Here is a 25,086-nt window from a genome sequence, read left to right as displayed (position 1 = left end):
GTTGAAAATGAAGAAAAAATGCGAAATAGTGCAGGAAAGTAATTTTGGAAATTTAAAGCCTCTAAGCCTGATTTTATTTTCTATATTCAGCAGCCCGTTTGCCTTTTCGGATAGCCTGCAAACCGCCACGCAGATGCAGGCGTTGAATAATGTCGAATTCAACAGCAACCTGCTAGACCTTCCAGCCGACAGCAAGAAAGCGGCACTACAACGCTTTAGTAGCAGCGGCAGTGCGCTGCCCGGTAGCTACCGTGCCGATGTCTATGTAAACGAATACTGGGTGGCTCGTCGCGATGTACTCATCCGAGAGAACAAGGAAAAGGGGGGCAGCAATATCTGTATTACTCCCACCCTGCTCAACGATATCGGCCTCGACTTCAACCGTCTGCCTGCCGAGTCCCAATCGCTACAGAACCTACCGGCCAATAGTTGCCTGGATAATATGGCCGCCATACCGGGCATGTCGGCCAGTTTCGATGGCGGCGCCTTGCGTCTGGACTTTGGCCTGCCGCAGATTTATCAGCTGCGTACTGCCCGCGGCTATGTCAGCCCCGACAAATGGACTACCGGCACCCCCGTAGCCGGCTTCCTGAACTACAACCTCAATGCCTACCACAACCGGCAGGACAACGCAGGCGAAAACAGCCAGTACTATCTGAATGCCCTGGCAGGGCTGAACCTGGGCGCATGGCGCCTGCGCTACAACGGCTCGCTGAGCCAGCAATTGTCCGGCGACAACCGGCAAACACAGTACCAGCGGCTTTCCGCTTATGCGCAACGGGATCTGACCGCATGGCATTCCACGCTGACCGTAGGGGAAAGCTATACACCGGGCGATTTATTCAACTCGTTCGGTTTCCGCGGGGTGCAGATCCGCTCCGATGACCGCATGCTGCCCGACTCCGTCAGGGGCTACGCACCGATCGTGCGCGGCGTTGCGGAAAGCAATGCCAAGGTGGCGATCCGGCAAGGCGGCAACCTGATTTATGAAACCACCGTTCCGCCCGGCCCGTTCCAGATAGATGATCTCTACAACACCGGCTACGCGGGTGACCTGACTGTCACGGTGACGGAAAGCGATGGCCGCAGCAAAGAGTTTCTGATTCCCTATGCTGCCGTGCCACAATTGCTGCGCGAGGGGATGGATCGTTTCAGCCTCACCGCTGGCGAATTGCGTGCCAGCCAGAACAGCAGCAAACCCGGATTCGTTCAGGGTAATTACCAGCGCGGCATCAACAACAGCCTGACTATGTATGGTGGCAGCCTTGCGGCCAACCACTACTTCGCCGCGCAGCTTGGCGCAGCGGTCAGCACGGCTGCAGGTGCCTTTGCCGTAGATGTCAGCCATTCGCAGGCGGACTTTTCCAACAGCCCGGCGTCGGCACTGGGCGACATGAAAGGCCAGAGCTACCGCGTGACCTACAGCAAACTGCTGGCCCCCACGCAAACCAACGTTACCGTTGCAGCCTATCGCTACTCCACCCGCGGCTACATGGAGTTTCCCGACTTTGCCTATACGCAGATGCAAGGCAGCCGGCTCGCCCCGCTGAAAAGCCGCTTCATGGTCAACATCAGCCAGCCGCTGGCCGCCGGCTGGGGCAACCTCAACCTGTCCGGCAGCACGCAGGAGTACTGGAACCAGTCCGGGCGCGATCTGCAATACCAGTTCGGTTACGGCAATGTGTTCAAGTCATTCAGCTATGGCCTGACCGCCAGCCGCAGCAAGGATGTCACCGGCCGCCATATCAACCAGTACATGCTGAGCATCACCGTTCCTCTGGGCAAGAGCACCTATGCACCCACCCTGTCCAGTACGGTTACCGCTGACAACCAGCACAACCGTTCCGGACAGGTATCGCTCAGCGGTGTAGCCGGCGAACTGCGCAACATGAACTACAGCGTCTATGCCGGTAATACCGACCAGAATGGCGACACCAGCGAAAGCTATGGCGCCTACGGGCAGTACTCCGGCAGTCTCGGCAGCCTGACGGCCAGCATCAGCAGGGCGGGCGGCAATACCCAGCAGATGCTCGGGGTGAACGGCGGCATGGTGTTCCATCCGGGTGGCGTCACACTGTCGCAGACCGTGGGCGAAGCCATCGCCGTAGTTGAGGCAAAAGGAGCAGAGGGAGCCAGCCTGTCCAACATGAACGGCACCCGCATCAACAGCCAGGGCTATGCCGTAGCCACCAGCCTGATGCCCTACCGCCTGAACGACATCTCCGTTGACCCCAAGAGCATGAGCGAAGACGTCGAGTTGCAGGAAAGCTCGTCCAAAATCGCGCCTACGTCCGGTGCCATCGTGATGGTGAAGTTCCCTACCAAGCAAGGCAAGGCGGCCATGGTCAACGTGAAAATGGCATCTGGCGACAACGCACCGCTAGGGGCGGACGTGCTGCAGGCAGACGGTACGCCAGTCACCATCATCGGCCAGGGCGGCATGACTTACCTGCGCGGGCTGGATGGCCAGCCACTGCGGGTTCGCTGGGGAGACGACAGCAAGCAGCAATGTTCCTTTAGCTACCGGCTGCCTGCCGACGCTCAAACTGCCAGCAGTGAGACGACCCAGCTCAGGAAGACGGATGCCGTCTGCCAGTAACCATGCAATTCACCACGTCATGAATGACACAGACTGATATTGCTACCCGCAGGTGAATGAGATGAACAAAATTTCGAGAAAAACAGCAGTTTTACTGGCCGTCATATTTTTTGCTTTGCCCTCCCTGGCACAGGCAACCTGCTGGTTTCATAACGGCTGGGGGCAGCTGAACTGGAGCGGCATTAACTATCCAAATATCATCACGCCACCACGTGACAGTGTTGCCAGCTATGGCACACCGATACTCGATACTGGCTGGCAGGATCCCGGCACCATTTACACAACAGTGGATTGCAGTGGTTCCTGGTATGACTGGACCTGGGCCGTCTATAACGGTTTCGATTATCCGCTGGCCCCCGGCTACTCCGGTGTTGCCAATGTCTACCAGACCAATGTGCCCGGCGTCGGCCTGATCATCAACTACTGGAACAGCGTCAACAGCTACCCCAGTGGTGACGTGGGGCGGCAAATCCAGACCTGGGCTAACAGAAGCGGGTGGGAAGTGGCCAATGCCAGCGACTACCGGCTGCCGGCCCGCTTCCGGATGCGGCTGATCAAATACGGCCCGATCAGCCCCGGGGTAGTCAACCTGGCGGGCATCCAGGCGCGGATCTATTATGGCGGTGGGGATGCCGCCAGACCGGAAGGCGTGCTGGCAATACAACTGACGCTGCCTCACGATGTAACCGTGACCCCGAGCACCTGCAGCTTGGCTGTACCCAACACCACGGTGCCGCTGCCAACCATTGGCGTAAACCAGCTGCCCGCCATCGGCGCTACCACTGGTGCTGTGCCATTCAAGATCAACATGAGCTGTGATCTCAATCTGAAGGTTTCCTTCCAGATTGATGGCACTCCGTATAGCGGCATGAGCAGCACCAGTGGTGTACTGGCACCCAATAGCGGCACCGCCAGTGGGGTGGGCCTGCAGCTGCTGTCCACGCTGAGCAATAGCGCGGGTCTGCCGGTGGCGTTTGGCACCAAGACCCTGCTCAAGTCGCTAACCATAGCCAACGACCAGCTGTCGATACCGCTGATTGCACGCTACTACCGCACCGGCAGTACCGTTTCTCCCGGCAGCATCAGTTCGACGGCCACGCTGACGATGTTCTACGAGTAATCAGCCCCCGCCCCTGCGGCGCAGCAACGAAAAAAGCCACCGCATGCGGTGGCTTTCTGTTTTGGCGCGCCGGAGCTGGCTTGCGGCCAACTTATTTGTTGCCGCTCATGTCCTTGGACAGGAAGAAGGCATCGGAGAAGAATTCGCTCTCCGGCAAGCCGCGCTCGGTGGTGAAGCTCTTGTGTGCCGCCTCCACCATGATGGGCGCGCCGCAGGCATACACCTGGTAGCCGGCCAGCGAGTCGAAATCGTCCAGCACCGCCTGGTGCACGAAGCCACTGCGGCCGGCCCAGTTGTGCTCCGGCAACGCATCGGACACCACCGGGATGAAGGTGATGTTGCTGTTCTCGGCCTGCCACTTGGCGGCCAGATCCGCCAGGTACAGATCGGCCGGGGTGCGAGCGCCCCAGTAGAACACGATGGGGCGGGTGATGCCGTGGTGGATGGCATGCTCGATAATGCCCTTGATCGGCGCAAAACCGGTGCCACTGGCCACCATGATGATGGGCTTGTCGGAATCCTCGCGCAGGAAGAAAGAACCCAGCGGGCCCTTGAAACGCATGATTTCCTTTTCCTTCATGGCGCTGAACACGTAGTCGGAAAAGGAACCGCCTGGCTGGTGGCGGATGTGCAGTTCGATGAAGGCATCGTCGTGCGGCGCATTGGCAATGGAGAAGCTGCGCTTCTTGCCGTCCTTCATCAGGATATCGATGTACTGGCCGGCCATGAACTGCAGGCGCTCGGAAACCGGCAGCTTGAGCTTGAGAACCGCTACATCGTGAATCTTGTCGATCTGCTCCACACGGCACGGCAGGGTCTTGATCTGGATGTCGCCGATACCGGCCAGCTCGCGTGCCTCGATGGTCACGTCGCCCTTGGGTTTGGCGCAGCAGAACAAGGCCATGCCCTGGGCACGATCCGCACTGGACAGCGCCTTGTCCTGGGCACCGCCATGATCCACTTCACCTTCAACTACCTTGCCCTTGCAGGCGCCGCAGGCACCGTCGCGGCAGCCGTACGGCAGGCCGATATTCTGGCGCAGCGCCGCTTCCAGAATGGTTTCATGCGCTTCCACGGCGAAAGAATGGCCGCTGGGAAGCACCTTTACCGAACATGTCATCTCGTTCCCTTAAACTCTCGCTAAGAACCTGTTTGCGATTTGCGGTGCGTCAGCGATACCGCGTTAAAAACAACTTAGAAATGCGCATTTACTCTGTGTAAACTCCGCTTTCCCAGTCGTTTTCACCTTGTCTCGCTCCAACACGCGAGATCGTAAACAGGCTCTAAATACCCACGATGCGAACCTTGCTCATCATCGGCGCCGGCGATATCGCCCGGCGCGCCCTGCCCCTGCTACGCGGCCACTGGCGTGTGCTGGCACTGGTGCGCAGTGCGGAAAAAGCTGCCGACTGGCGCGCGTTGGGCGCACTGCCAATACTGGCCGACCTGGACGACAGCCGCAGCCTGCGGCGCATCGCCGGGCTGGCCGACGCCATCCTGTACACCGCACCACCGCCGGAAGCAGGCCTGCTTGACCCCAGGTTGCGCAAGGTCTTGTCGCAACTGGCAAAAACGCCGAGTCTACCACAGCGTATCGTCTACATCAGCACCAGCGGCGTGTACGGCAATGCCAGCGGCCAGTGGCTGGACGAATGCAGCCCACTGGCACCGCAATCGCCGCGCGCGCAGCGGCGGGTGGATGCGGAGCGCCAGTTGCGCGCCTTTGCCATGCTGCACGGCTGCGCGCTGACCGTGCTGCGCGCCCCCGGCATCTATGCGGCCAACCGCCTGCCGTTGTCTCGCTTTACCAGCCAGGCACCGCTGATCACCGCCTCCGAGGACAGCATCGGCAACCACATCCACGCCGACGATCTGGCACGGCTGAGCGTGGCCGCGCTGGGGCAGCAGCGGGGCGGCATCCGCGTCTATAACGCCTGCGACAGCCAGCCACTGGCAGTGGGCGACTGGTACGACCGGCTGGCCGATACCCTGGGCTACCCGCGGCTGCCACGCCTGCCGCGCGAGCAGGTACGCCAGCAGGTATCGCCGGGCTTGTGGTCGTTCCTGGCCGAATCGCGCCGCTTGCGCAATACCCGCCTGCTGCGAGAGCTAATGGGCGACCTTCGCTACCCGACGGTGGAACACCTGCTGCGGGAGTTGCCAACTAGCGCGGAGTCAACAACAACTTACCCGCCAAGACAGTAAACACTCCGCTTAACAGATAGCGTGGCCAGCGCGTACTGCCTCGTTTCAGCCGCGACGACAGAGTAGCCGCCATGACAATCACCGTTCCATTCACCAGCACACCAGCAAGATTTAGCACCGTCGCAAGAATGAGCATCTGCCACAACACCGAGCCACTGCTTGGCTGCAGAAACTGAGGAAACAACGCCAATACGAACAAGGCCATTTTGGGGTTGAGCAAATTGGTCACCAGCCCTTGTAGCACGATTTCCATACCAGTTTTCTGCACTACGGGCACGTCACATCCAGGCTTGGTGGAGGGAGCCGCTCGTAGATTGCTCCATGCAAGATAGAGTAGATAGGAGGCACCGGCGAAACGTACAAGGTGATAAACCAGCGGTACATGCAGTAGCAATTGTGACAACCCCAGCCCTGCGGCCAACGCATGGCAATACGTACCCAACTGAATACCAAGCAATGTCCCCCACCCCGCGAGTCTTCCTTGCGAAACACTACGCGATGCGATGAGCAACATATCAGGGCCAGGCGTGATAACTAACGCCAACGCGGCAATAGAGAACAGCAGAAGCGTGTGCCAGTCGATCATTAAAAACCCTTTGTCATAAAAAAGAATTTTCAGCGTAAAGGCGCAACGCCCTGGCGTCAAAGCAACTATTGTGACGCTACCGTCACGCTCAGGATTTCGGTAACATCGCGATCTTTTTGCAGTTTTTGAGTGACGAGCATGGAAAATCCGGCCTTCAACCGCGCCATCCGCAGCTTTGTGCTGCGCCAGGGCCATCTGACCGCCTCGCAGCAGCGCGCCATCGACGAGGGCATGCCGCGCTGGGGTATCGAGTACCAGCCGCAGGCGCTGGATCTGACACAGGCGTTCGGCCGCGAAGCGCCGAAGATCCTGGAAATCGGCTTCGGCATGGGCACCGCCACCGCCGAAATCGCTGCGGCCAACACGCAGAACGACTACCTGGGCATCGAGGTGCACTCGCCGGGCGTGGGCAACCTGTTCAAGCTGATCGCCGAGCAGAACCTGTCCAACCTGCGCCTGATCCGCCACGATGCAGTCGAAGTGATGGATAACATGCTGCCGGATGCCTGCCTGGACGGCGTGCACATTTTCTTCCCCGACCCGTGGCACAAAAAGCGCCATAACAAGCGCCGCCTGATCCAGGCGCCGTTCATCGAAAAGCTGGTGAAGAAGATCAAGCCGGGCGGCTACCTGCATGCAGCCACCGACTGGGAAGACTACGCGATCCAGATCATGGAAGTGTTCAGCAACAATGCCGAGCTGCAGAACAGCGCCGACGGCTACGCGCCGCGCCCGGCTTACCGCCCGCTGACCAAGTTTGAGGCACGCGGCATCCGCCTGGGCCATGGCGTGTGGGACATCGTATTCCTGCGCAAATAAGCGCCTTGCGGCCAACTTGCCGTGCTGGCCGCGGTGATGGCAGACAAAAAGCCCTTTCGCCATGCGAAAGGGCTTTTGCGTGAATGGGAAACAGCGGGCAGTCTAGCCTCCCGCCTGCAGCAGGGTCTCTATATCCGGCAGCAGCTCGTGCGGTTCGGCCGCTGGCTCGTAGCGCTTCACCAGCCTCCCCTTGCGGTCGATCAGGAACTTGGTGAAGTTCCACTTCACCGGGTGCGGGTGACCGTTGGCCGCACCGGTCAGCCACTGCCACAGCGGGCTGGCCGCCGCGCCGTTGACATCGCCTTTGGCAAACAGCGGGAAATCCACACCGAACTTGCTGAGGCAGAAGGCGGCAATTTCGTCGGCGCTGCCCGGCTCCTGGCCGCCGAACTGGTTGCAGGGAAAGCCCAGCACGGTGAAGCCGCGTGGCGCCAGCAGCTGCTGTAGCTCCTGCAGCCCGGCGTACTGGCGGGTATAGCCGCATTCGCTGGCGGTGTTGACGATCAGCACCACCTGGCCGACGTAGTCGCCAAGCGGCAGTGGCCGACCATCACCCAGGTTGGCCGTAAAGTTGGCAAGCGTGGTCATGGTGGGATAGCCCTCGTATAATGCTGATTTTCCGAGTTATTCAGTCAACAATTATGTTTGCACCCAGCCGGCAGGATGCCCGCCGTTTCTTCTTCGACACCTGGAAAAAGCAGCAAGCCGGTCACCCGCTGAGCGACCTGGAAAAACTGCTGGCCAGCGTCATCGCCGCCCACCCCGAATACCATGCCATCCTGGACCGCCCCGAGCAGTACGGCGAGCGCGAATGGCTGCCGGAGCAAGGCGAAACCAACCCCTTCATGCACATGAGCATGCACCTGGCGGTGGAAGAGCAATTGTCCATCGACCAGCCCTTCGGCATTCGCGAACTGTACCAGCAGCTGCTCGCCAAACACGGCAGCGAGCACGATGCCCAGCATGACGTGATCGACTGCCTGGGCGAGATGATCTGGCAGGCACAGCGCTACGGCGGCGGCCCGGACGTCAACGTGTACCTGGGCTGCATCCGCGGCAAGCTGGGGCTGGACCCGGAGAACGAACGCCGCCTCAACCTGAAGGACATGGACGACTAAGAACCTGTTTACGACCTGCTGCTGATTTTTTGGCGTCAGCTACGCTTGGGCGATGCGGCGTTGCATTCGATTCAGCGATGCGCACTTACGCTTTGTAAACTCCGCTCCCTCTGTCGTTTTTGCCTTGCCCCGCCCTAGCCCGCGAGATCGTAAACAGACGCCACGCCCGGCTTGGCGGGCTGTACACAAAAGGGACCGCCTTGCCGGTCCCTTTGTTATGGTCAAGCGCCCCCGCTTTTGCAAGCCGCGCCCGGCCGCCAGCTACACCCGCCGGCGAATCTCCAGCTGGCACACGTCGGTGCGCCCGGCCTCGAAGCCGGCAATGCAGTAATACAGGTAGAACTGCCACAGCCGGATGAAGCTGTCGTCAAAGCCCTGGCGGCGGATTTCGGGCAGCGCGCGCTGGAAGCGGGCCAGCCATTCCCGCAGCGTGCGGGCGTAATCGGCGCCAAAGCTATGCCGGTCGGCCAGATGCAGGCCGGCGCGGCGGATTTCCTGCTCCAGTCGCGTGGGCGACGGCAGCATGCCACCCGGAAAAATGTATTGCTGGATGAAATCGGTGCTGCTCCGGTAGCGCTCGAAATGCTCGTCGCCAATGGTGATCACCTGCACCAGCGCCTTGCCGCCCGGCTTCAGACAGTCGCGCAGCTTGGCGAAATAGCTCGGCCACCAGCGCTCGCCCACCGCCTCCAGCATCTCGATGGAAACGATGTGGTCGTACTGCCCGCTGACTTCGCGGTAATCCTGCCGTCGCAATTCGGCATGCCTGCCGAGGCCGGCTGCGGCCAACCTGCGCTGCGCCCAGCCCAGCTGTTCGTTCGATAGTGTCAGGCCGGTAATGTGCACGCCACAGTGGCGTATCGCATGCTCGGCAAAGCCGCCCCAGCCACAGCCGATTTCCAGGATACGCTGGCCGGGCCTGGGCGCCAGCCGCTGCAGGATGCGCTCGTACTTGGCCTGCTGCGCCTGCTGCAGGCTCAGCTCGGCAGCGCCCTGGTACAGGCCGGAAGAGTAGCTCATGCTCGGGTCCAGCCACAGCCGGTAGAAGTTGTTGCCCAGGTCGTAGTGCGCGTGAATGTTGCGGCGGCTGCCCTTGCGGGTATTGGCACGCGACAGGTGGCGCAACACATAGCCGATGGTACCCAGCCAGCTGCCATGGATGGCCTGCTCGAACGCGGCCTCATTCTCCAGCGCCAGTTTCATCAGCGCGGGCCAGTCCGGCGATGCCAGCTTGCCGGCACGCCAGGCCTCGGCCAGGCCGATGTCACCCGCCAGCGCGATGCGCCGCAGCACGCGCCAGTCGTGCAGCTGCAGCTCGGCGCGGATGCCGGGGTGGCGCCCGCTGTACAGGTGGCGGTGGCCATCCGGCGTCTGCAACACCAGTTCGCCATACAGCAGCCGCTCCAGCCCGGCCAGCAGCGGCCGGGCCAGCCAGGGCACCCTGGGTGGCTGCCCAGCCTCCGGCGCAGCCTGCGCGCCAGTGGTGGGCGCATTGCGTCGTTGCATGGACTCGTAAGCTGTATTCATGGCGTTCTCCGCGAAGGGGCGGCAACCGGGGTGGCGGGCGATTGCACGGCTATCGATAAAACAGGTATAGCCGGTTTTGTGGCACGCCATCATGACCAATCCATGACACCACCTCGTGAGCCACGCCAGCGCGGGGAGCAGGGGTGTGAACAATAAAAAACCCGCCATCAGGCGGGTGCTTTGGTCACAGTGGGCGCATCAGTCCAGGCGGTTCAGCCGCTCTCCTTGCAGGAAAGCCTCGATATTGCCGATCAGCTGTGCGGCCAACCTGTCCATCGCCTCGCGGCTGGCCCAGCCCACGTGCGGGGTAACGATCAGGTGCGGCAGCCTTGCCTTGAGCAGCGGGTTGCCCTCACGCGGCGGCTCCACCGACAGCACGTCGAAACCGGCGCCACCGAGCTGGCCGTACTTCAGCGCCGCAACCAGCGCATCTTCGTCCACCAGGCCGCCACGCGCGGTATTCACCAGCACGGCCCCCGGCTTCATTGCCTGCAGCTCGCGCTCGCCGATCAGGTTGCGGGTGCTGTCATTCAGCGGGCAGTGCAGCGAAATCACGTCCGAGCTGGCCAGCAGGGTGTCGAACGATACATGGCCGTCGCGCACCGCCTCCGCGCCCTTGCGCTCGCCGAACTGCACTTGCATACCGAAGGCGCGGGCACGCGCTGCCATGGCCTGGCCAATGCCGCCACTGCCGAAGATGCCCAGTGTGGCGCCTTTCAGGTCGCGGATCGGCGCACCAAAGTGGCAGAACTGCGGCGCGTTCTGCCATACGCCGGCAGCCACATCGCGCTGGTAGGCAGGCAGGTTGCGCATCAGCGCCATCATCAGCATGAAGGCGTGCTCGGCCACGGTTTCGTCGCCGTAATTGCGGATATTGGCCACCGCGATGCCCTGGCGGCGGCAGCTATCCAGGTCGATGTGGTTGTAGCCGGTGGCGGCGATGGCCAGCATCTTCAGCCGCGGCAATGCGGCCAACGTTGCCGCATCGAACGGCACCTTGTTGGTGATGACGATGTCGGCGTCGGCGCAGTGCGCCACGATCTGCTCGCGGCTGGTGGCCGGGAATTCGCGGTAGGTATGCGGCAGCTTACAAACGGGAACCGGGACAGGCAGGCTGTCCCGGTCCAGAAACACGATGGCGGGTTCGGTCATGTGGCAGGCAGGCTTAGTGCTCGTAGGAGATCAGGGCGCGATAGGCATGCCAGCTGGACAGGCCGATCAGCGGGGTGATCAGCAGCAGCCCGACAAACTGGGTGGCAAACCCGATCGCGGTCAGAGCCACGATGATAGCCGCCCAGAACAGCATCGTCAGCATGTTGTGGTACACCGCCTGCACGCTCATCACCATGGCGGTGATGGTGTCCACTTCCTTGTCCAGCAGCATCGGAATGGCGCATACGCTCAGCGAGAACACCGCAACGGCAAAGAAGAAGCCGGTACCGAACCAGGCAACCAGGAAGCCGATGTTCTCCTGGGTGAAGGCATTGGCCACCAGCGAATCCAGCGTCGGCACACTACCCTCGTAGAACAGCGCAAACATCAGCAGCGAAATGCGGAACCAGCCGAACACCATCACCGCCAGCAATACCGCGTACAGCGAGAAGCCGGGCATATTGCTGCGCCAGGCCGCCATGCTGTGCGCCAGGCGCACCCGCCCGCCGTTGAAGGCTTCCAGCTGGCGCGAGATGTCGTACAGGCCGATGGCCATGAACGGCCCGGCCAGCAGGAACAGCGCGGCCAGGGTGATCATGTACTCGGGTGCATAGCTGAAATACATATTGAGCAGATAGCCCATCAGTACGAAAACGGCGCCGTAGAACATGGAATCGGCCGGTGCGCGGCGCAGATCCTGCCACCCCAGCTTCAGCCACTGCAGTGGCGCGGAAACGGCAACGTGATTGACGACAATATGTTCTTTGCTGGGCAGATGGGTAATGTCCATGATTGGTCCCCTTTATTTCGACAGCTGCGTGGATGAACCGCGACTTTTCTTGTTATAAGCCATTGAGCTGTAAAGACAACATTCAGCTTATCGCCCGGCCGTGCAGCAGGTAGAATGCCCGGTTCAAGACTCACCGCAGCAACGAGGACATAACAATGGCAGAACTGATCATCGAAGACTTGGTCGTGGGTGACGGCACCGAGGCGCAGACCGGCAAGGAAGTCACCGTGCACTACACCGGCTGGCTGACCGATGGCAGCAAATTCGATTCCAGCAAGGACCGTTTCCAGCCGTTCAGCTTCCCGCTGGGCGCAGGCTACGTCATCAAGGGTTGGGACCAGGGCGTAGTGGGCATGAAAGTGGGCGGCAAGCGCAAGCTCACCATCCCCGCGGAACTGGGTTATGGCGCCCGCGGCGCCGGCGGCGTGATTCCGCCGAATGCCATCCTGGTATTTGAAGTGGAGCTGCTGCAGGTAGACTGAAGTCGCGCCGCAGCCCATGCAAAAACCCCGCCTAGGCGGGGTTTTTAGTTGGCCGCATGGCCGGTCATCAGGACGATTGCTGCGTGGCGCGGCGCTTGCGCCACCACAGCAGGGTCAGCACCGAGCCGAACACGCCCAGCACGATGAACACCCCGGTCTGGCCACGGTGTACCATTTCCATCAGCCAGTCGCGGTTGCTGGCGCCCAGGTAGCCCAGGTACACCCACAGCGGCACCGAGATCAGCGCGGCAAAGCCGTCCATCAGCAGAAAGCGCCAGTAGGGAATGCGCCGGGTCAGGCCGGCGGTAAGGAAGATGGGCGAGCGCAGCCCCGGCAGGAAGCGGGCGACGAACAGCACCCAGTTGCCATACCTGGCGAACTTCTCCTGCACAGCCTCGAAGCGCGCCTGCGTCATCACCTTGGCCACCGGGCGGAAACGCAGCACGCGGTTGCCGAAGAAGCGCCCGGCAAAGAACATGATGCCATCGCCTACCAGCACGCCGGCCATGCCCACCACGAACATCCAGTTCACTTCGGTGTAACCCAGCCCGGAAATGATGCCACCCGCTACCAGGGTGATGTCCTCGGGAATCGGCACACCAAAGCCACACACCAGCAATACCAGGAAAACAGCCAGATAACCGTAACCCGTGAACAAATCGAGAAGAATCTGCAGGATATCCATGTCAGCCTGACAAACCGTTGATCGGTTGAAGCCACGTCAACGCCGCTCCCGCAGGAAGCGACTCCGCGCCAGCGGATACGTCGAGGCAGTTCTGAAACGGCTGCCATGATACCACAGCCCCCCTTGCGCTCCGCTTAAGGAACTTGCCGCAAGGCAAGAAACGCGACAAAACCCATACTGTGTAAAGGCATGCAAAAAGCCGCCCGCGGGCGGCCTGATCCGGGCAGATGCCGTCTCAACTGCCGCGGATGGCGGCAGCGATGTCCTCGGCCCAGTGCACGGCCAGCGCGACATCGTCAGCCTCCACCATTACCCGTACCACCGGTTCGGTACCGGACGGACGCAGCACCACGCGGCCACGGCCGGCCAGCGCCGCCTTGGCCGCCTCGTGCCGCTCGGCGCTGGCAGTCTGCCAGTCCTGGCCATCGAGGCGCACATTGATCATCTTTTGCGGGAACGGCTGCCAGTCGCTGCAGATGGCAGCCAGGTCCTTGCCCAGCTCCTGGCATGCGGCCAACACCTGCAGGCAGGAAATGATGCCGTCGCCGGTGCTGTGCTTGTCCAGGCACAGGATGTGGCCGGAAGCTTCCCCGCCCACCTGCCAGCCGTTGGCATGCAGCATCTCCAGCACGTAGCGGTCGCCCACCTTGGCGCGGCCAAAGGCGATGCCCTGCTGCTGCAGCGCCAGTTCCATCGCCATATTGGTCATCACCGTGCCCACCACGCCGCCGTGCAGCTGGCCGCGCGCGGCGCGCGCCTTGGCCACCACGTAGATCAGCTGGTCGCCGTCGTACAGCCGGCCGTGGCGGTCGGCCATCATCAGCCGGTCGCCATCGCCGTCCAGCGAAATGCCGAAGTCGGCGCCATGCGCCAGCACCGCGGCAGCCACCGCCTCCGGATGGGTGGCGCCCACGCCGTCGTTGATGTTGTAGCCGTTGGGCTCGGCACCGATGGTGATCAGCTCGGCCCCCAGCTCGTGGAATACCTTGGGCGCGATGTGGTAGGTGGCGCCATGCGCGCAGTCCACCACCAGCTTCAGGCCCTTGAGGTCCAGCTCGTTGGGGAAGGTGCTCTTGCAGAATTCGATGTAGCGCTCGGCGGCGCCGTCGATGCGGCGGGCACGGCCCAGCTCGCGCGACGGGCTGGTTTCCATCGGCGAATCCAGCATCGCCTCGATCTGCAGCTCCAGCGCATCGTCCAGCTTCTTGCCGCCTTCGGCGAAGAACTTGATGCCGTTATCCTGGTAAGGATTGTGCGAGGCGGAGATCATCACCCCGGCCGACAGCCGCAGCGCGCGGGTCAGGTAGGCGATGCCCGGCGTCGGCAGCGGGCCGGTAAGCAGCACGTTGACGCCGGCGGCGGTGAAGCCGGCCTGCAGCGCGGCCTCCAGCATGTAGCCGGAGATGCGGGTGTCCTTGCCGATGATCACCGTCGGGTGTTCCTGGCGCTCGTGGTCCACCAGCACCTTGCCGGCGGCGTAACCCAGGCGCAGCACGAAATCCGGGGTGATCGGAAACTTGCCGACTTCGCCTCGTACGCCGTCGGTACCAAAATATTTGCGGCCCATTGTTTGCCTCTTGTATCGCGTTATGGCGGCCATTTTACCGCCGGCTTGCCACCGGCGGACAGGTCGTAATCGTTAGTTGGATGCTTCCAGCGCCTGCCACATCTGCAGCGCCTGGCGGGTGGCTTTCACGTCATGCACGCGGATGATCCTGGCGCCGCGCTGTGCGGCCAACAGTGCCACCGCCACACTGGCGCCCAGGCGCTGGTCCGGCTGCTGCTCGCCGGTCACCGCGCCCAGCATGGACTTGCGCGACATGCCCACCAGCAGCGGCACGCCGGCCATGGCTTCCAGCCGCGGTAGCTCGCGCAGCAGCGCCAGATTGTGCTCCAGCGTCTTGCCAAAACCGAAGCCGGGGTCGGCCAGCAGGCGTTCCATCGCCACGCCCTGCTCGCGGCACAACGCCACGCGGCGCGCCAGGTAGTCGCCCACCTCTTCCACCACGTCGCGGTACTGCGGCCGCTGCTGCATATTGTCCGGGTTGCCCTGCTTGTGCATCAGGCAGATGCCAACGTTGGCCGCAGCCACCAGCGGCAGCGCGCCGTCGTCTTCCAGCGCCGACACATCGTTGATCAGGTCCACCGCACCAGCATCCAGCGCTGCGCGCATCACGCTGCTGCGGCGGGTATCCAGCGACAGCGGCACGCCCAGGCCTGCCAGCTTCTGCAGCACCGGCAGCACGCGCTGCTCTTCCTCCTGCGGGCTGACGAAGGGCGCGCCCGGGCGGGTGGATTCACCGCCGATGTCGAGGATGTCCGCCCCGTCGGCCAGCAGCTGCTCGGCATGTGCCAGCGCCGCGTCCAGCCGGTCGAAGCGGCCGCCGTCGGAGAAGGAGTCGGGAGTAACGTTGAGGATTCCCATCACCAGGGGACGGGTCAGGTCGAGCGTGAATCGCCCGCAAACAAATGGCTGCATGTTGGCCGCACCGCGTAGAACCGGTGCCGCGTAGGAATGCGGCACCTGAAAAAACAAGGCCGCAGCTTAAGGCTGCGGCCTTGGCGTTGGCAAGCTGCCGGGCGCTTACACTTCCTGCGCCGGCGTGATGCTGGCCTCGGGGGCCGGCGGCGGCGGATTCTTCGGCTCCGGCTTGGCAAAACCGCCACCCGGCTTGGGCGGACGCGGCGGGCGGCCATCCATGATGTCGTTGATCTGCTCGGCGTCGATGGTTTCCCATTCCAGCAGCGCAGCGGTCATCGCCTCTACCTTGTCGCGGTTTTCGTCCAGCAGGCGACGCGCCAGCGAGTACTGCTGGTCGATGATGTGGCGGATTTCCTGATCCACCTGCTGCATGGTGGCTTCCGACAGGTTCTTGTGGGTGGTGATGGAGCGGCCGAGGAACACTTCACCCTCGTTCTCGCCGTACACCATCGGGCCCAGCTTGTCGGACATGCCGTAGCGGGTCACCATGTCGCGCGCCATCTGGGTGGCTCGCTCGAAGTCGTTGCTGGCGCCGGTGGTCATCTGGTTCATGAACAGCTCTTCGGCGATACGGCCGCCGAACAGGATGGCGATACGGTCCAGCAGGTAGCCACGGTCGTAAGCGTAGCGATCTTCTTCCGGCAGCTGCATGGTCACGCCCAGTGCACGACCACGCGGGATGATGGTGACCTTGTGTACCGGGTCGGACTTCGGCAGCAGCTTGGCGACAACCGCATGGCCGGACTCGTGGTAAGCGGTGTTCTTCTTCTCTTCCTCGGACATCACCATGGACTTGCGCTCGGCGCCCATCATGATCTTGTCCTTGGCGGATTCGAAGTCCAGCATGTCCACCAGACGCTTGTTGCGGCGGGCGGCAAACAGCGCGGCCTCGTTCACCAGGTTGGCGAGGTCGGCACCGGAGAAGCCCGGGGTACCGCGTGCGATTACCGGCGCATCCACGTCGGCAGCAATCGGCACCTTGCGCATATGCACGCCGAGGATCTGCTCGCGGCCGCGGATATCCGGCAGCGGCACCACCACCTGGCGGTCGAAACGGCCCGGGCGCTGCAGCGCCGGGTCGAGCACGTCCGGACGGTTGGTGGCGGCGATCACGATCACGGTCTGGTTGGTTTCAAAGCCATCCATCTCCACCAGCAGCTGGTTGAGGGTCTGTTCGCGTTCGTCGTTGCCACCGCCGAGGCCGGCGCCACGCTGACGGCCAACCGCATCGATTTCGTCGATGAAGATGATGCACGGTGCGTTCTTCTTGGCCTGCTCGAACATGTCACGCACGCGCGAAGCGCCCACGCCGACGAACATTTCCACGAAGTCGGAACCGGAGATGCTGAAGAACGGCACCTTGGCTTCGCCGGCAATGGCCTTGGCCAGCAGCGTCTTACCGGTACCCGGCGAGCCGCACAGCAGGATGCCGCGCGGGATGCGGCCACCCAGGCTCTGGTACTTGGTAGGGTCGCGCAGGTAGTCGACGATCTCCTTCACCTCTTCCTTGGCCTCGTCGCAACCGGCGACATCGGCGAAGGTTACGGTGTTGGCGTCATGGTCCAGCATGCGCGCCTTGCTCTTGCCGAACGAGAACGCACCGCCCTTGCCGCCGCCCTGCATCTGGCGCATGAAGAAGAACCACACGCCGATCAGCAGCAGCATCGGGAACCAGCTGATGAAGATCTGCATCAGCATCGACTGCTCTTCTTCCGGCTTGGCGGAGAAGCGCACGTTGTTGTTGATCAGCACATCCACCAGCTTGGTATCCAGCGGTGCAAAGGTGCTGAACTGGGAGCCGTCGTTGCGCTTGCCGCGAATCCACTGGCCGCGCAACGGATTGCCCTCGATGGTAAGGGACTGCACCTTGCCAGTTTCGACATCGCTCATGAATTGCGAATACTCGACCTGGTTCTGGGTTTCCTGCCGTTTGGTGAACTGGTTGAACACCGTCATCAGTACCAGACCGATGATCACCCAGATCGCTATGTTCTTCCCGATATTGTTCACAAGAGCGTGCTCCTATGTGCCCTGACAAGGTAAATGGTTATCTGATTGTAAACCCGAGCAGGCAGGCTGTCAGCGACGGCCCTTGCCCAGCAGGTAGATTTCACTGGAGCGATCACGCGAAGCCTTGGGCTTGCGTGTTACCACTTCGGTAAACAGTTCGCGCATGGCTTTCATGTAATCCTGAAATTCGCTCCCCTGGAACACTTTGACGAGAAAGCTGCCGCCAGGTTTCAAATGGTCGCGGGCAAATTCCAGCGCGAGCTCAGTCAGGTGGAAGCTTCTGGCCTGATCGATACTGCTCATCCCGGAGATATTGGGCGCCATGTCGGAAATTACAAGATCAAGTTCGCGCCCGCCCAGCAGGGCGACGAATTCTTCCAGCACTTCCTGCTCGCGAAAGTCGCCCTGGATGAAGGCCACATCGGGAATCGCATCCATCGGCAGGATGTCCAGCGCGAACACCTTGCCCTGGTCGCCCACGATGCGCGCCGCCACCTGCGACCAGCTGCCGGGCGCCGAGCCCAGGTCCGCCAGCACGGTGCCGGGGCGGATCAGCTTGTCCTTGTCGTTGATCTCCAGCAGCTTGTAGGCGGCACGGGCCCGGTAGCCGTCTTTCTGTGCCTGCTGCACGTACGAATCGTTGACGTGTTCCTTCAGCCAGGCATTACTGGTTTTACTGCGCGCCATGTTGAGTTCCTGCTTCGAAAATCCCCGTTGGGAATTAGGCTAAATTCAAGTAAAATCGCTTTTTAATCTGAAACTTGAAGCAATACATGAAAATCGAACTGACCCCTGTCCAGCGCCAATACCTGAAAGGTCTGGCCCACTCGCTGAACCCGGTGGTGATGATCGGCAACAACGGCCTGACCGAGTCGGTTATCCGCGAAATCGCCATCAACCTGGATGCCCACGAGCTGATCAAGGTCCGCGTACAGGGCGACGACCGCGACGCCCGCGTGGCCATCTACGAACAGGTCAGCAACGAGCTGGGCGCCGGCCAGGTGCAGCATATCGGCAAACTGCTGGTGCTGTATCGCCCGTCCGACAAGCAGCTGATCGAGCTGCCCAAGAGCAAGAAAGCGCTGAAGGCCCGTCCGTAAGCTTGCGGCCAACCTCAGATAGAGAAAAGCGGTGGCATGCCAGCCACCGCTTTTTTATTGGCCGCAACGCTCAGTTGTCGTTGCTGAGGATGTACACCAGCCCCATCAGGCTCTGCACCAGGTAGATCAGGCTGGAAATCGCATGCCAGGTGCCGAAACCACCGCCGAACAAGCCTTCTGCCGCATGGTTCATCTTCAGCTTGAGGCCGGCAATGATGGGCGTCACCGCAAAGTGATTGATCACAATGCACAGCAGCATGCCCACCAGCAGCCAGAACGGGCCGCTTTTCAGTGCGCGGGCACCGTTGCGCAGCACCAGTTCCACCATCAGGAAGATGCCGCACACCAGTCCCACCCAGGCGATCATGGCAAACAGCCGCCCGGCCACCATGCCGGCAGTGACGTTTTCCAGCGATGAAAACAGCACTGGCGTCACGATGATGCCGATCACCCACATGCCGCCAATCCACAAGGTGCGGGCAATTTCACGCAAACCGTTCATGCATCCCCCCTGCCGGCCTTACTGGCCATGCACCGCCAGCGGCGGCGCTCAGATATAGAGTACGTCCAGGATTTCGTATTCGCGGATGCCGCCCGGGGCCTGTACCTCGGCCACGTCGCCGGCTTCCTTGCCGATCAGCGCGCGGGCGATCGGGGAGTTGATCGACACTTTGCCGTCCTTGATGTCGGCTTCGTCGTCACCCACGATCTGGTAGGTTACCGCGTCGTCGTTTTCCAGGTCCATCAGCTTCACGGTGGCAGCAAACACGATGCGGCCATCGGCGTCCAGATCGTTCGGGTCGATGATCTGGGCGTTGGAAATCTTGCCTTCCAGCTCGGCGATGCGGCCTTCCACGAACGCCTGGCGTTCCTTGGCGGCATCGTATTCGGCGTTTTCCGACAGGTCGCCCTGGGCACGCGCTTCGGCGATGGCCTCGATCACGGACGGGCGCTCCACGCTTTTCAGACGCTGCAGCTCGGCCTTGAGCAGCTCGGCGCCACGCACGGTCAGCGGGATTTTGATCATGATTCTGTTTCTCCGGGGGCGTCGCCGCCCCATGATAAAAGCGCAAGCCGCCGTACAGGACGGCGGCTTGGCGGGCAATATTGTCAGCGCGGATTGTAACGGGAATTTGCCTGCGGTTCAAAGGTTGGCCGCAGGCAAATCCGTTTAGCCCTGCACTTCCGCGTGCAGCTGCTGCACGCTGTACACATCGAAGTCATCCACGTGCGACAGGCCCACGCACACTGCCTTGGCACCGGCCAGGGTGGTGTACTGCGGCACGCGCATCTGCAGCGCGGAGCGGCGGATGGCGTGGCTGTCCTGGATCGCCTGGCGCTTCTCGTCCACGGTGTTGACCAGCACGTCGATCTCGCCGTTCTTGATCATGTCGACGATGTGCGGACGACCTTCGTTCACCTTGTTGACGATCTGCACCACGATGCCGGCCTCGGCCAGCGCCTTGGCGGTACCGCGGGTGGCGCAGACGCCGAAGCCCAGCTTCTGCAGTTCGCGCGCCACTTCCACGCCACCTTCCTTGTCACTCTGACGCAGCGACAGGAACACCTTGCCGGTGCGCGGCAGACGGTCGCCGGCAGCCAGCTGGCTCTTGACGAAGGCTTCGGCGAAGGTGCGGCCAACGCCCATCACTTCACCGGTGGACTTCATCTCGGGGCCGAGGATGGTGTCCACGCCCGGGAACTTGATGAACGGGAATACCGCTTCCTTCACCGCGTAGTACGGCGGTACCACTTCCTTGGTGAAACCCTGCTCCTTGAGGCTGATGCCGGCCATGGCGCGGGCGGCGATCTTGGCCAGCGGCGCGGAGGTTACCTTGGACACGAACGGCACGGTACGCGAGGCACGCGGGTTCACTTCCAGCACGTAGATGGTGTCGCGCTGGATGGCGAACTGCACGTTCATCAGGCCCACCACGTTCAGCGCGCGGGCCATGGCCACGGTCTGGCGGCGGATCTCGTCCTGCACAGCCGGGAACAGGCTGTACGGCGGCAGCGAGCAAGCGGAGTCACCGGAGTGCACGCCGGCCTGTTCGATGTGCTGCATGATGCCGCCGATCACCACGTCGGTGCCGTCGGAGATGCAGTCAACGTCCACTTCGATGGCGTCGTTCAGGAAGCGATCCAGCAGCACCGGGCTGTCGTTGGATACCTTCACTGCCTCGCGCATGTAGCGCTCCAGGTCGGCCGGCTCGTGCACGATTTCCATCGCGCGGCCGCCCAGTACGTAGGACGGACGCACCACCAGCGGGTAGCCGATTTCTTCGGCCAGGCGCATCGCATCCACCGGGTTGCGCGCGGTGCGGTTCGGCGGCTGCTTCAGGCCCAGGTCGTTCAGCAGCTGCTGGAAGCGCTCGCGGTCTTCCGCGGCATCGATCATGTCCGGGCTGGTGCCAATGATGGGCACGCCGTTGGCTTCCAGTGCGCGCGCCAGTTTCAGCGGGGTCTGGCCGCCGTACTGCACGATCACGCCGAACGGTTTTTCCACGCGGCAGATTTCCAGCACGTCTTCCAGCGTCAGCGGCTCGAAGTACAGGCGGTCGGAGGTGTCGTAGTCGGTGGACACGGTTTCCGGGTTGCAGTTGACCATGATGGTCTCGAAACCGGATTCACGCAGCGACAGCGCAGCATGCACGCAGCAGTAGTCGAATTCGATACCCTGGCCGATACGGTTCGGGCCGCCACCCAGCACCATTACCTTCTTGCGGTCGGTTGGTGCAGCCTCGCACTCTTCCTCGTAGGTGGAGTACATGTAGGCGGTGTTGGTGGCGAACTCGGCGGCGCAGGTGTCCACGCGCTTGTATACCGGGTGCAGCTTCAGGCTCCAGCGGTGGGCGCGAACGGCAGCCTGGTCGGTGCCCAGCAGCTCGCCCAGACGGCGGTCGGAGAAGCCCTTGCGCTTCAGGCGACGCAGCTCGTCGTAGGACAGGCTTTCCAGCTTGCGGCCAGCCAGTGCCTGCTCTTCGCCTACCAGGTCCTCGATCTGCGCCAGGAACCACGGGTCGATCTTGCTGATGGCGAAGATGTCGTCACGGCTCATGCCGCTGCGGAAGGCGTCGGCCACGTACAGGATGCGTTCCGGGCCGGGCGCGCCCAGCTCGTGACGGATGGATTCTTCGTTGCTGGTTACCGGGTTGAAGCCGGACAGGCCGGTTTCCAGGCCACGCAGTGCTTTCTGCATCGATTCCTGCAGCGTGCGGCCCATGGCCATCACTTCGCCCACCGACTTCATCTGGGTGGTCAGGCGGTCGTCGGCCTGCGGGAATTTCTCGAAGGCGAAACGCGGGATCTTGGTTACCACGTAGTCGATGGACGGCTCGAACGAGGCCGGGGTGGCGCCGCCGGTGATCTCGTTGCGCAGTTCGTCCAGGGTGTAGCCCACCGCCAGCTTGGCGGCGACCTTGGCGATCGGGAAGCCGGTGGCCTTGGAAGCCAGTGCCGAGGAACGCGATACGCGCGGGTTCATCTCGATGACGATCATGTCACCGGTGTCCGGGTTCACCGCGAACTGCACGTTGGAGCCGCCGGTATCCACACCGATTTCACGCAGCACTGCCAGCGAGGCATTGCGCATGATCTGGTATTCCTTGTCGGTCAGCGTCTGCGCCGGGGCCACGGTGATGGAGTCGCCGGTATGCACACCCATCGGGTCGAAGTTTTCGATCGAGCAGATGATGATGCAGTTGTCGTTGCGGTCGCGCACCACTTCCATCTCGTACTCTTTCCAGCCGAGTACGGATTGTTCGATCAGCAGTTCGTGGGTCGGCGAGGCTTCGAAACCGCGCTCGCAGATGGCCAGGAACTCTTCCTTGTTGTAGGCGATGCCGCCGCCGGAACCGCCCATGGTGAAGGACGGGCGGATCAGGGTCGGGAAGCCGACCTTGCTCTGCGCTTCCAGCGATTCTTCCATGGTGTGGCATACGAAGGACAGCGGGCAGGACAGGCCGATCTTGGCCATGGCTTCCTTGAAGCGGCCGCGGTCCTCCGCCTTGTCGATGGCGTCTTCGGTGGCGCCGATCAGCTCGACCTTGTACTTCTCCAGCACGCCGTTGCGTGCCAGGTCCAGGGCGCAGTTCAGCGCGGTCTGGCCGCCCATGGTCGGCAGGATCGCGTCCGGACGCTCCTTGGCGATGATCTTTTCCACCACCTGCCAGGTAATCGGCTCGATGTAGGTGACGTCGGCCATGTTCGGGTCGGTCATGATGGTGGCCGGGTTGGAGTTCACCAGCACCACCTTGTAACCCTCTTCGCGCAGTGCCTTGCAGGCCTGGGCGCCGGAGTAGTCGAATTCGCACGCCTGGCCGATCACGATCGGGCCGGCGCCAATGATGAGAATGCTCTTGATATCAGTACGTTTCGGCATCGTATTCGCTCAATTCAATTCAATGATTCAGTTCACAGGCTTGCTGCGGCCAACTTGGCGCCAAATCCGACAAACATCGCCCCCACCGTGCCGGACAGCGACGCCGCCAGCTTGCGGCGGCGACGGAAGGCTTCGGCCAGACGGAAGCCGGCGATGATGATGGTGGTCAGATACAGCGCGCTGAAGCACTGCAGGATGGCGCCGAGGATGGCGAAGGTCACGCCCGGGTAGGCATAGGCCGGATCGACAAACTGCACGAAGAAGGACACGAAGAACAGGATGGCCTTGGGGTTCATCAGGCTGATGACCAGGGCGCGGGTGAAAGGGTTGGCCGCATTCACCGTCTTCGCATCGCTCGCCTGTGCCGGCTGCCCTGCATTACGCAGGGCGCGCACGGCAGCGCGCAGCATGTTGATGCCGATCCAGGCCAGGTAACCACCGCCGAGGTACTTCACCACGGCAAACAGCGCCGGGTTGGTCTTCAGCAAGCCAGCCGCGCCAGTAGCGGCAAGCGTCATCAGGATGAAGTCGCCGACGAACACGCCGGCGGCTCCGACAAAACCGGCCCGGTGCCCGCGCTGGGCGGCCACGGACAGCACATACATCGAGTTGGGGCCCGGCAGCAGCACAATGAAGATGGTGCCGAGGATGTAGGTGGTCAGGTCGGTTATGCCAAACATGATGCGCTCCTTGGATCAGGCAGTCTTGCGATCTGCCATGGCAGAGATGAAGCGGTCGAACAGGTAGGCCACGTCTTCCGGGCCCGGGCTCGCTTCCGGGTGACCCTGGAAGGAGAATGCCGGGCGGTCGGTCAGCGCGATGCCCTGCACGGTGCCGTCGAACAGCGAACGGTGTGTCACGCGCACATTGGCCGGCAGGCTGGTTTCATCCACCTGGAAGCCGTGGTTCTGGCTGGTGATCATCACGCGGCCGGAATCCAGATCCTGCACCGGGTGGTTGGCGCCGTGGTGGCCGAACTTCATCTTGGAAGTCTTGGCACCGGAAGCCAGGCCCAGCAGCTGGTGGCCCAGGCAAATGCCGAATACCGGCAGCTTGCTGTCCAGCAGTTCGCGGATGGCGGTGATGGCGTAGTCGCACGGTTCCGGGTCGCCCGGACCGTTGGAGAGGAACACGCCGTTCGGATTCAGCGCCAGCACGTCCTTGGCCGGGGTCTTGGCCGGCACTACGGTCAGCTTGCAGCCGCGCTCGGCCAGCATGCGCAGGATGTTGTGCTTCACGCCGTAGTCGTAGGCCACCACGTGGAACGGGGTGTCGGTCTGGGCGGTGTAGCCCTGGCCCAGACGCCATTCGCGGGTGTTCCACTCATACGGCTGATCGCAGCTAACAACCTGGGCCAGGTCCTGGCCGGCCATGCTGCCGAAACCGCGGGCCAGCTCGATGGCCTTGGCCTCATCGATATCGCCCGCCATGATGCAGCCGGCCTGGGCGCCGGTTTCGCGCAGCAGGCGGGTGAGCTTGCGGGTATCGATGTCGGCGATGGCGACGACGTTGTTCTTCTTGAGGTAATCAGACAGCGAATCTTCCGCACGGAAGTTGCTGTGCAGCAGCGGCAGATCACGGATGATCAGGCCGGATGCGAAAACGGCGCGGGACTCGGTGTCTTCCGAGTTCGCGCCGACGTTACCAATATGCGGATAAGTCAGGGTGACGATCTGCCGGGTATAGGACGGGTCGGTGAGGATCTCCTGATAACCGGTAATGGCGGTATTGAAAACCACCTCTCCGACGGTGTGGCCATTGGCACCGATGGCTACGCCTTTAAACAGCGTGCCGTCAGCCAAGGCAAGAATCGCGGGTACGGTTGTCACTGGCTGGCTCCTGAAAATAGTGTTTTTTTAATCACTTATACAACAAACGGGACACCGCGCAGCTTGCGCATGTCCCGTTCGGATAAACTTTTCGATTGTAACACGAAATCCGTTTTCGGCAAGCCGTCCAGGCGGACAATCGGGGTAAATTCCTAAGTTTACGCTGACGTCAGCCAGGCTGACGCCAGCGTTACCACTGCC

Annotated in this window: 23 protein-coding genes; 7 read left to right on the top strand and 16 right to left on the bottom strand. The window is 62.1% G+C overall.

What is annotated here, in order from left to right; all coding sequences use genetic code 11:
* Nucleotides 1–7: 7 nt before the first annotated feature.
* Complete coding sequence (locus tag PSELUDRAFT_RS08670; protein ID WP_088966465.1) at nt 8–2,599, top strand: fimbria/pilus outer membrane usher protein; 2,592 nt, start codon at nt 8–10, stop codon at nt 2,597–2,599.
* A 61-nt stretch (nt 2,600–2,660) separates the two neighbouring features.
* Entirely contained in the window at nt 2,661–3,719 is a 1,059-nt protein-coding gene (locus tag PSELUDRAFT_RS08665; RefSeq protein WP_088966464.1) for a fimbrial protein, read from the top strand.
* 91 nt (nt 3,720–3,810) lie between these two features.
* On the opposite strand, the gene PSELUDRAFT_RS08660 is transcribed toward PSELUDRAFT_RS08665, so the two are convergent.
* The gene (locus PSELUDRAFT_RS08660; protein WP_088966463.1) at nt 3,811–4,839 is read right to left on the bottom strand and encodes a CDP-6-deoxy-delta-3,4-glucoseen reductase; all 1,029 of its coding nucleotides are present in this window, start codon (nt 4,837–4,839) and stop codon (nt 3,811–3,813) included.
* A 176-nt stretch (nt 4,840–5,015) separates the two neighbouring features.
* Here PSELUDRAFT_RS08660 and PSELUDRAFT_RS08655 point away from each other — a divergent pair, with 176 nt between their 5' ends.
* Nucleotides 5,016–5,924 carry an SDR family oxidoreductase gene (locus PSELUDRAFT_RS08655; protein WP_088966462.1) on the top strand — a complete coding sequence of 303 codons (909 nt, stop codon included), beginning with the start codon at nt 5,016–5,018 and terminating at the stop codon, nt 5,922–5,924.
* On the opposite strand, the gene PSELUDRAFT_RS08650 is transcribed toward PSELUDRAFT_RS08655, so the two are convergent.
* On the bottom strand, nt 5,884–6,705 hold the full coding sequence (locus PSELUDRAFT_RS08650; RefSeq protein WP_231895344.1) for a LysE family translocator: 822 nt from the start codon (nt 6,703–6,705) through the stop codon (nt 5,884–5,886). The genes PSELUDRAFT_RS08655 and PSELUDRAFT_RS08650 overlap by 41 nt on opposite strands.
* Here PSELUDRAFT_RS08650 and trmB point away from each other — a divergent pair.
* Entirely contained in the window at nt 6,649–7,329 is a 681-nt protein-coding gene (gene trmB / locus PSELUDRAFT_RS08645) for a tRNA (guanosine(46)-N7)-methyltransferase TrmB (protein ID WP_088966460.1), read from the top strand. The two genes, PSELUDRAFT_RS08650 and trmB, sit on opposite strands and share 57 nt — an antisense overlap.
* Before the next feature lie 102 nt (nt 7,330–7,431).
* On the opposite strand, the gene PSELUDRAFT_RS08640 is transcribed toward trmB, so the two are convergent.
* Nucleotides 7,432–7,917, bottom strand: a complete 486-nt coding sequence (locus tag PSELUDRAFT_RS08640) for a glutathione peroxidase (RefSeq protein WP_088966459.1) — start codon at nt 7,915–7,917, stop codon at nt 7,432–7,434.
* Between the two features lie 53 nt (nt 7,918–7,970).
* On the opposite strand from PSELUDRAFT_RS08640, the gene PSELUDRAFT_RS08635 reads away from it, so the two are divergent.
* Entirely contained in the window at nt 7,971–8,447 is a 477-nt protein-coding gene (locus PSELUDRAFT_RS08635) for a DUF1841 family protein (RefSeq protein WP_088966458.1), read from the top strand.
* Nucleotides 8,448–8,708: 261 nt separating this feature from the next.
* Here the strand turns inward: PSELUDRAFT_RS08635 and PSELUDRAFT_RS08630 are convergent, their stop codons facing one another.
* The 3 genes from PSELUDRAFT_RS08630 to PSELUDRAFT_RS08620 form a co-directional block, all read right to left on the bottom strand.
* On the bottom strand, nt 8,709–9,974 hold the full coding sequence (locus tag PSELUDRAFT_RS08630) for a cyclopropane-fatty-acyl-phospholipid synthase family protein (RefSeq protein ID WP_231895343.1): 1,266 nt from the start codon (nt 9,972–9,974) through the stop codon (nt 8,709–8,711).
* A gap of 198 nt (nt 9,975–10,172) precedes the next feature.
* Nucleotides 10,173–11,126, bottom strand: a complete 954-nt coding sequence (locus PSELUDRAFT_RS08625; protein WP_088966457.1) for a D-2-hydroxyacid dehydrogenase — start codon at nt 11,124–11,126, stop codon at nt 10,173–10,175.
* 13 nt (nt 11,127–11,139) lie between these two features.
* Complete coding sequence (locus PSELUDRAFT_RS08620) at nt 11,140–11,916, bottom strand: DUF2189 domain-containing protein (protein ID WP_088966456.1); 777 nt, start codon at nt 11,914–11,916, stop codon at nt 11,140–11,142.
* Between the two features lie 155 nt (nt 11,917–12,071).
* Between PSELUDRAFT_RS08620 and PSELUDRAFT_RS08615 the strand changes: the two genes are divergently transcribed.
* Nucleotides 12,072–12,398 carry an FKBP-type peptidyl-prolyl cis-trans isomerase gene (locus tag PSELUDRAFT_RS08615; protein WP_088966455.1) on the top strand — a complete coding sequence of 109 codons (327 nt, stop codon included), beginning with the start codon at nt 12,072–12,074 and terminating at the stop codon, nt 12,396–12,398.
* A 67-nt stretch (nt 12,399–12,465) separates the two neighbouring features.
* On the opposite strand, the gene PSELUDRAFT_RS08610 is transcribed toward PSELUDRAFT_RS08615, so the two are convergent.
* The 5 genes from PSELUDRAFT_RS08610 to rlmE all read right to left on the bottom strand — a co-directional run bounded on the left by PSELUDRAFT_RS08610 (nt 12,466) and on the right by rlmE (nt 18,262).
* On the bottom strand, nt 12,466–13,083 hold the full coding sequence (locus PSELUDRAFT_RS08610) for a DedA family protein (protein WP_088966454.1): 618 nt from the start codon (nt 13,081–13,083) through the stop codon (nt 12,466–12,468).
* Between the two features lie 235 nt (nt 13,084–13,318).
* Nucleotides 13,319–14,650, bottom strand: coding sequence for a phosphoglucosamine mutase (glmM, locus tag PSELUDRAFT_RS08605; RefSeq protein WP_088966453.1), 1,332 nt, complete (start codon nt 14,648–14,650; stop codon nt 13,319–13,321).
* A 72-nt stretch (nt 14,651–14,722) separates the two neighbouring features.
* Entirely contained in the window at nt 14,723–15,562 is an 840-nt protein-coding gene (folP, locus tag PSELUDRAFT_RS08600) for a dihydropteroate synthase (RefSeq protein ID WP_088968442.1), read from the bottom strand.
* Nucleotides 15,563–15,667: 105 nt separating this feature from the next.
* Complete coding sequence (ftsH, locus tag PSELUDRAFT_RS08595; protein ID WP_088966452.1) at nt 15,668–17,575, bottom strand: ATP-dependent zinc metalloprotease FtsH; 1,908 nt, start codon at nt 17,573–17,575, stop codon at nt 15,668–15,670.
* Nucleotides 17,576–17,644: 69 nt separating this feature from the next.
* On the bottom strand, nt 17,645–18,262 hold the full coding sequence (gene rlmE, locus PSELUDRAFT_RS08590; RefSeq protein ID WP_088966451.1) for a 23S rRNA (uridine(2552)-2'-O)-methyltransferase RlmE: 618 nt from the start codon (nt 18,260–18,262) through the stop codon (nt 17,645–17,647).
* Between the two features lie 92 nt (nt 18,263–18,354).
* Between rlmE and yhbY the strand changes: the two genes are divergently transcribed.
* Nucleotides 18,355–18,675 carry a ribosome assembly RNA-binding protein YhbY gene (yhbY, locus tag PSELUDRAFT_RS08585; RefSeq protein ID WP_088968441.1) on the top strand — a complete coding sequence of 107 codons (321 nt, stop codon included), beginning with the start codon at nt 18,355–18,357 and terminating at the stop codon, nt 18,673–18,675.
* A 70-nt stretch (nt 18,676–18,745) separates the two neighbouring features.
* Here yhbY and PSELUDRAFT_RS08580 read toward each other — a convergent pair whose 3' ends face one another.
* The 5 genes from PSELUDRAFT_RS08580 to carA all read right to left on the bottom strand — a co-directional run bounded on the left by PSELUDRAFT_RS08580 (nt 18,746) and on the right by carA (nt 24,885).
* On the bottom strand, nt 18,746–19,177 hold the full coding sequence (locus PSELUDRAFT_RS08580) for a DUF4149 domain-containing protein (RefSeq protein WP_088966450.1): 432 nt from the start codon (nt 19,175–19,177) through the stop codon (nt 18,746–18,748).
* Between the two features lie 48 nt (nt 19,178–19,225).
* Nucleotides 19,226–19,702 (bottom strand): transcription elongation factor GreA, encoded by a 477-nt coding sequence (gene greA / locus PSELUDRAFT_RS08575; RefSeq protein WP_088966449.1) that lies wholly within the window; start codon nt 19,700–19,702, stop codon nt 19,226–19,228.
* Nucleotides 19,703–19,846: 144 nt separating this feature from the next.
* A complete protein-coding gene (carB, locus tag PSELUDRAFT_RS08570) occupies nt 19,847–23,056 on the bottom strand; it encodes a carbamoyl-phosphate synthase large subunit (RefSeq protein WP_088966448.1) in 3,210 nt (1,069 codons plus the stop codon).
* 32 nt (nt 23,057–23,088) lie between these two features.
* Entirely contained in the window at nt 23,089–23,736 is a 648-nt protein-coding gene (gene leuE, locus PSELUDRAFT_RS08565; protein ID WP_088966447.1) for a leucine efflux protein LeuE, read from the bottom strand.
* Between the two features lie 15 nt (nt 23,737–23,751).
* Entirely contained in the window at nt 23,752–24,885 is a 1,134-nt protein-coding gene (gene carA / locus PSELUDRAFT_RS08560; RefSeq protein ID WP_088966446.1) for a glutamine-hydrolyzing carbamoyl-phosphate synthase small subunit, read from the bottom strand.
* Between the last annotated feature and the right edge of the window lie 201 nt (nt 24,886–25,086).

This window comes from Vogesella sp. LIG4, assembly GCF_900090205.1.
In the GTDB taxonomy this organism is placed as follows: Bacteria; Pseudomonadota; Gammaproteobacteria; order Burkholderiales; family Chromobacteriaceae; genus Vogesella.
Note: the sequence above shows the minus strand (reverse complement) of the source record. Positions and strands in the feature narration are given on the sequence as shown.

Excerpts from the sequence above, each read along its gene's own strand:
- PSELUDRAFT_RS08670 (WP_088966465.1), top strand. The coding sequence starts at position 8 with ATGAAGAAAAAATGCGAAATAGTGCAGGAAAGTAATTTTGGAAATTTA.
- PSELUDRAFT_RS08665 (WP_088966464.1), top strand. The coding sequence starts at position 2,661 with ATGAACAAAATTTCGAGAAAAACAGCAGTTTTACTGGCCGTCATATTT.
- PSELUDRAFT_RS08660 (WP_088966463.1), bottom strand. The coding sequence starts at position 4,839 with ATGACATGTTCGGTAAAGGTGCTTCCCAGCGGCCATTCTTTCGCCGTG.
- PSELUDRAFT_RS08655 (WP_088966462.1), top strand. The coding sequence starts at position 5,016 with ATGCGAACCTTGCTCATCATCGGCGCCGGCGATATCGCCCGGCGCGCC.
- trmB (WP_088966460.1), top strand. The coding sequence starts at position 6,649 with ATGGAAAATCCGGCCTTCAACCGCGCCATCCGCAGCTTTGTGCTGCGC.
- PSELUDRAFT_RS08650 (WP_231895344.1), bottom strand. The coding sequence starts at position 6,705 with ATGGCCCTGGCGCAGCACAAAGCTGCGGATGGCGCGGTTGAAGGCCGG.
- PSELUDRAFT_RS08640 (WP_088966459.1), bottom strand. The coding sequence starts at position 7,917 with ATGACCACGCTTGCCAACTTTACGGCCAACCTGGGTGATGGTCGGCCA.
- PSELUDRAFT_RS08635 (WP_088966458.1), top strand. The coding sequence starts at position 7,971 with ATGTTTGCACCCAGCCGGCAGGATGCCCGCCGTTTCTTCTTCGACACC.
- PSELUDRAFT_RS08630 (WP_231895343.1), bottom strand. The coding sequence starts at position 9,974 with ATGAATACAGCTTACGAGTCCATGCAACGACGCAATGCGCCCACCACT.
- PSELUDRAFT_RS08625 (WP_088966457.1), bottom strand. The coding sequence starts at position 11,126 with ATGACCGAACCCGCCATCGTGTTTCTGGACCGGGACAGCCTGCCTGTC.
- PSELUDRAFT_RS08620 (WP_088966456.1), bottom strand. The coding sequence starts at position 11,916 with ATGGACATTACCCATCTGCCCAGCAAAGAACATATTGTCGTCAATCAC.
- PSELUDRAFT_RS08615 (WP_088966455.1), top strand. The coding sequence starts at position 12,072 with ATGGCAGAACTGATCATCGAAGACTTGGTCGTGGGTGACGGCACCGAG.
- PSELUDRAFT_RS08610 (WP_088966454.1), bottom strand. The coding sequence starts at position 13,083 with ATGGATATCCTGCAGATTCTTCTCGATTTGTTCACGGGTTACGGTTAT.
- glmM (WP_088966453.1), bottom strand. The coding sequence starts at position 14,650 with ATGGGCCGCAAATATTTTGGTACCGACGGCGTACGAGGCGAAGTCGGC.
- folP (WP_088968442.1), bottom strand. The coding sequence starts at position 15,562 with ATGCAGCCATTTGTTTGCGGGCGATTCACGCTCGACCTGACCCGTCCC.
- rlmE (WP_088966451.1), bottom strand. The coding sequence starts at position 18,262 with ATGGCGCGCAGTAAAACCAGTAATGCCTGGCTGAAGGAACACGTCAAC.
- PSELUDRAFT_RS08580 (WP_088966450.1), bottom strand. The coding sequence starts at position 19,177 with ATGAACGGTTTGCGTGAAATTGCCCGCACCTTGTGGATTGGCGGCATG.
- greA (WP_088966449.1), bottom strand. The coding sequence starts at position 19,702 with ATGATCAAAATCCCGCTGACCGTGCGTGGCGCCGAGCTGCTCAAGGCC.
- carB (WP_088966448.1), bottom strand. The coding sequence starts at position 23,056 with ATGCCGAAACGTACTGATATCAAGAGCATTCTCATCATTGGCGCCGGC.
- leuE (WP_088966447.1), bottom strand. The coding sequence starts at position 23,736 with ATGTTTGGCATAACCGACCTGACCACCTACATCCTCGGCACCATCTTC.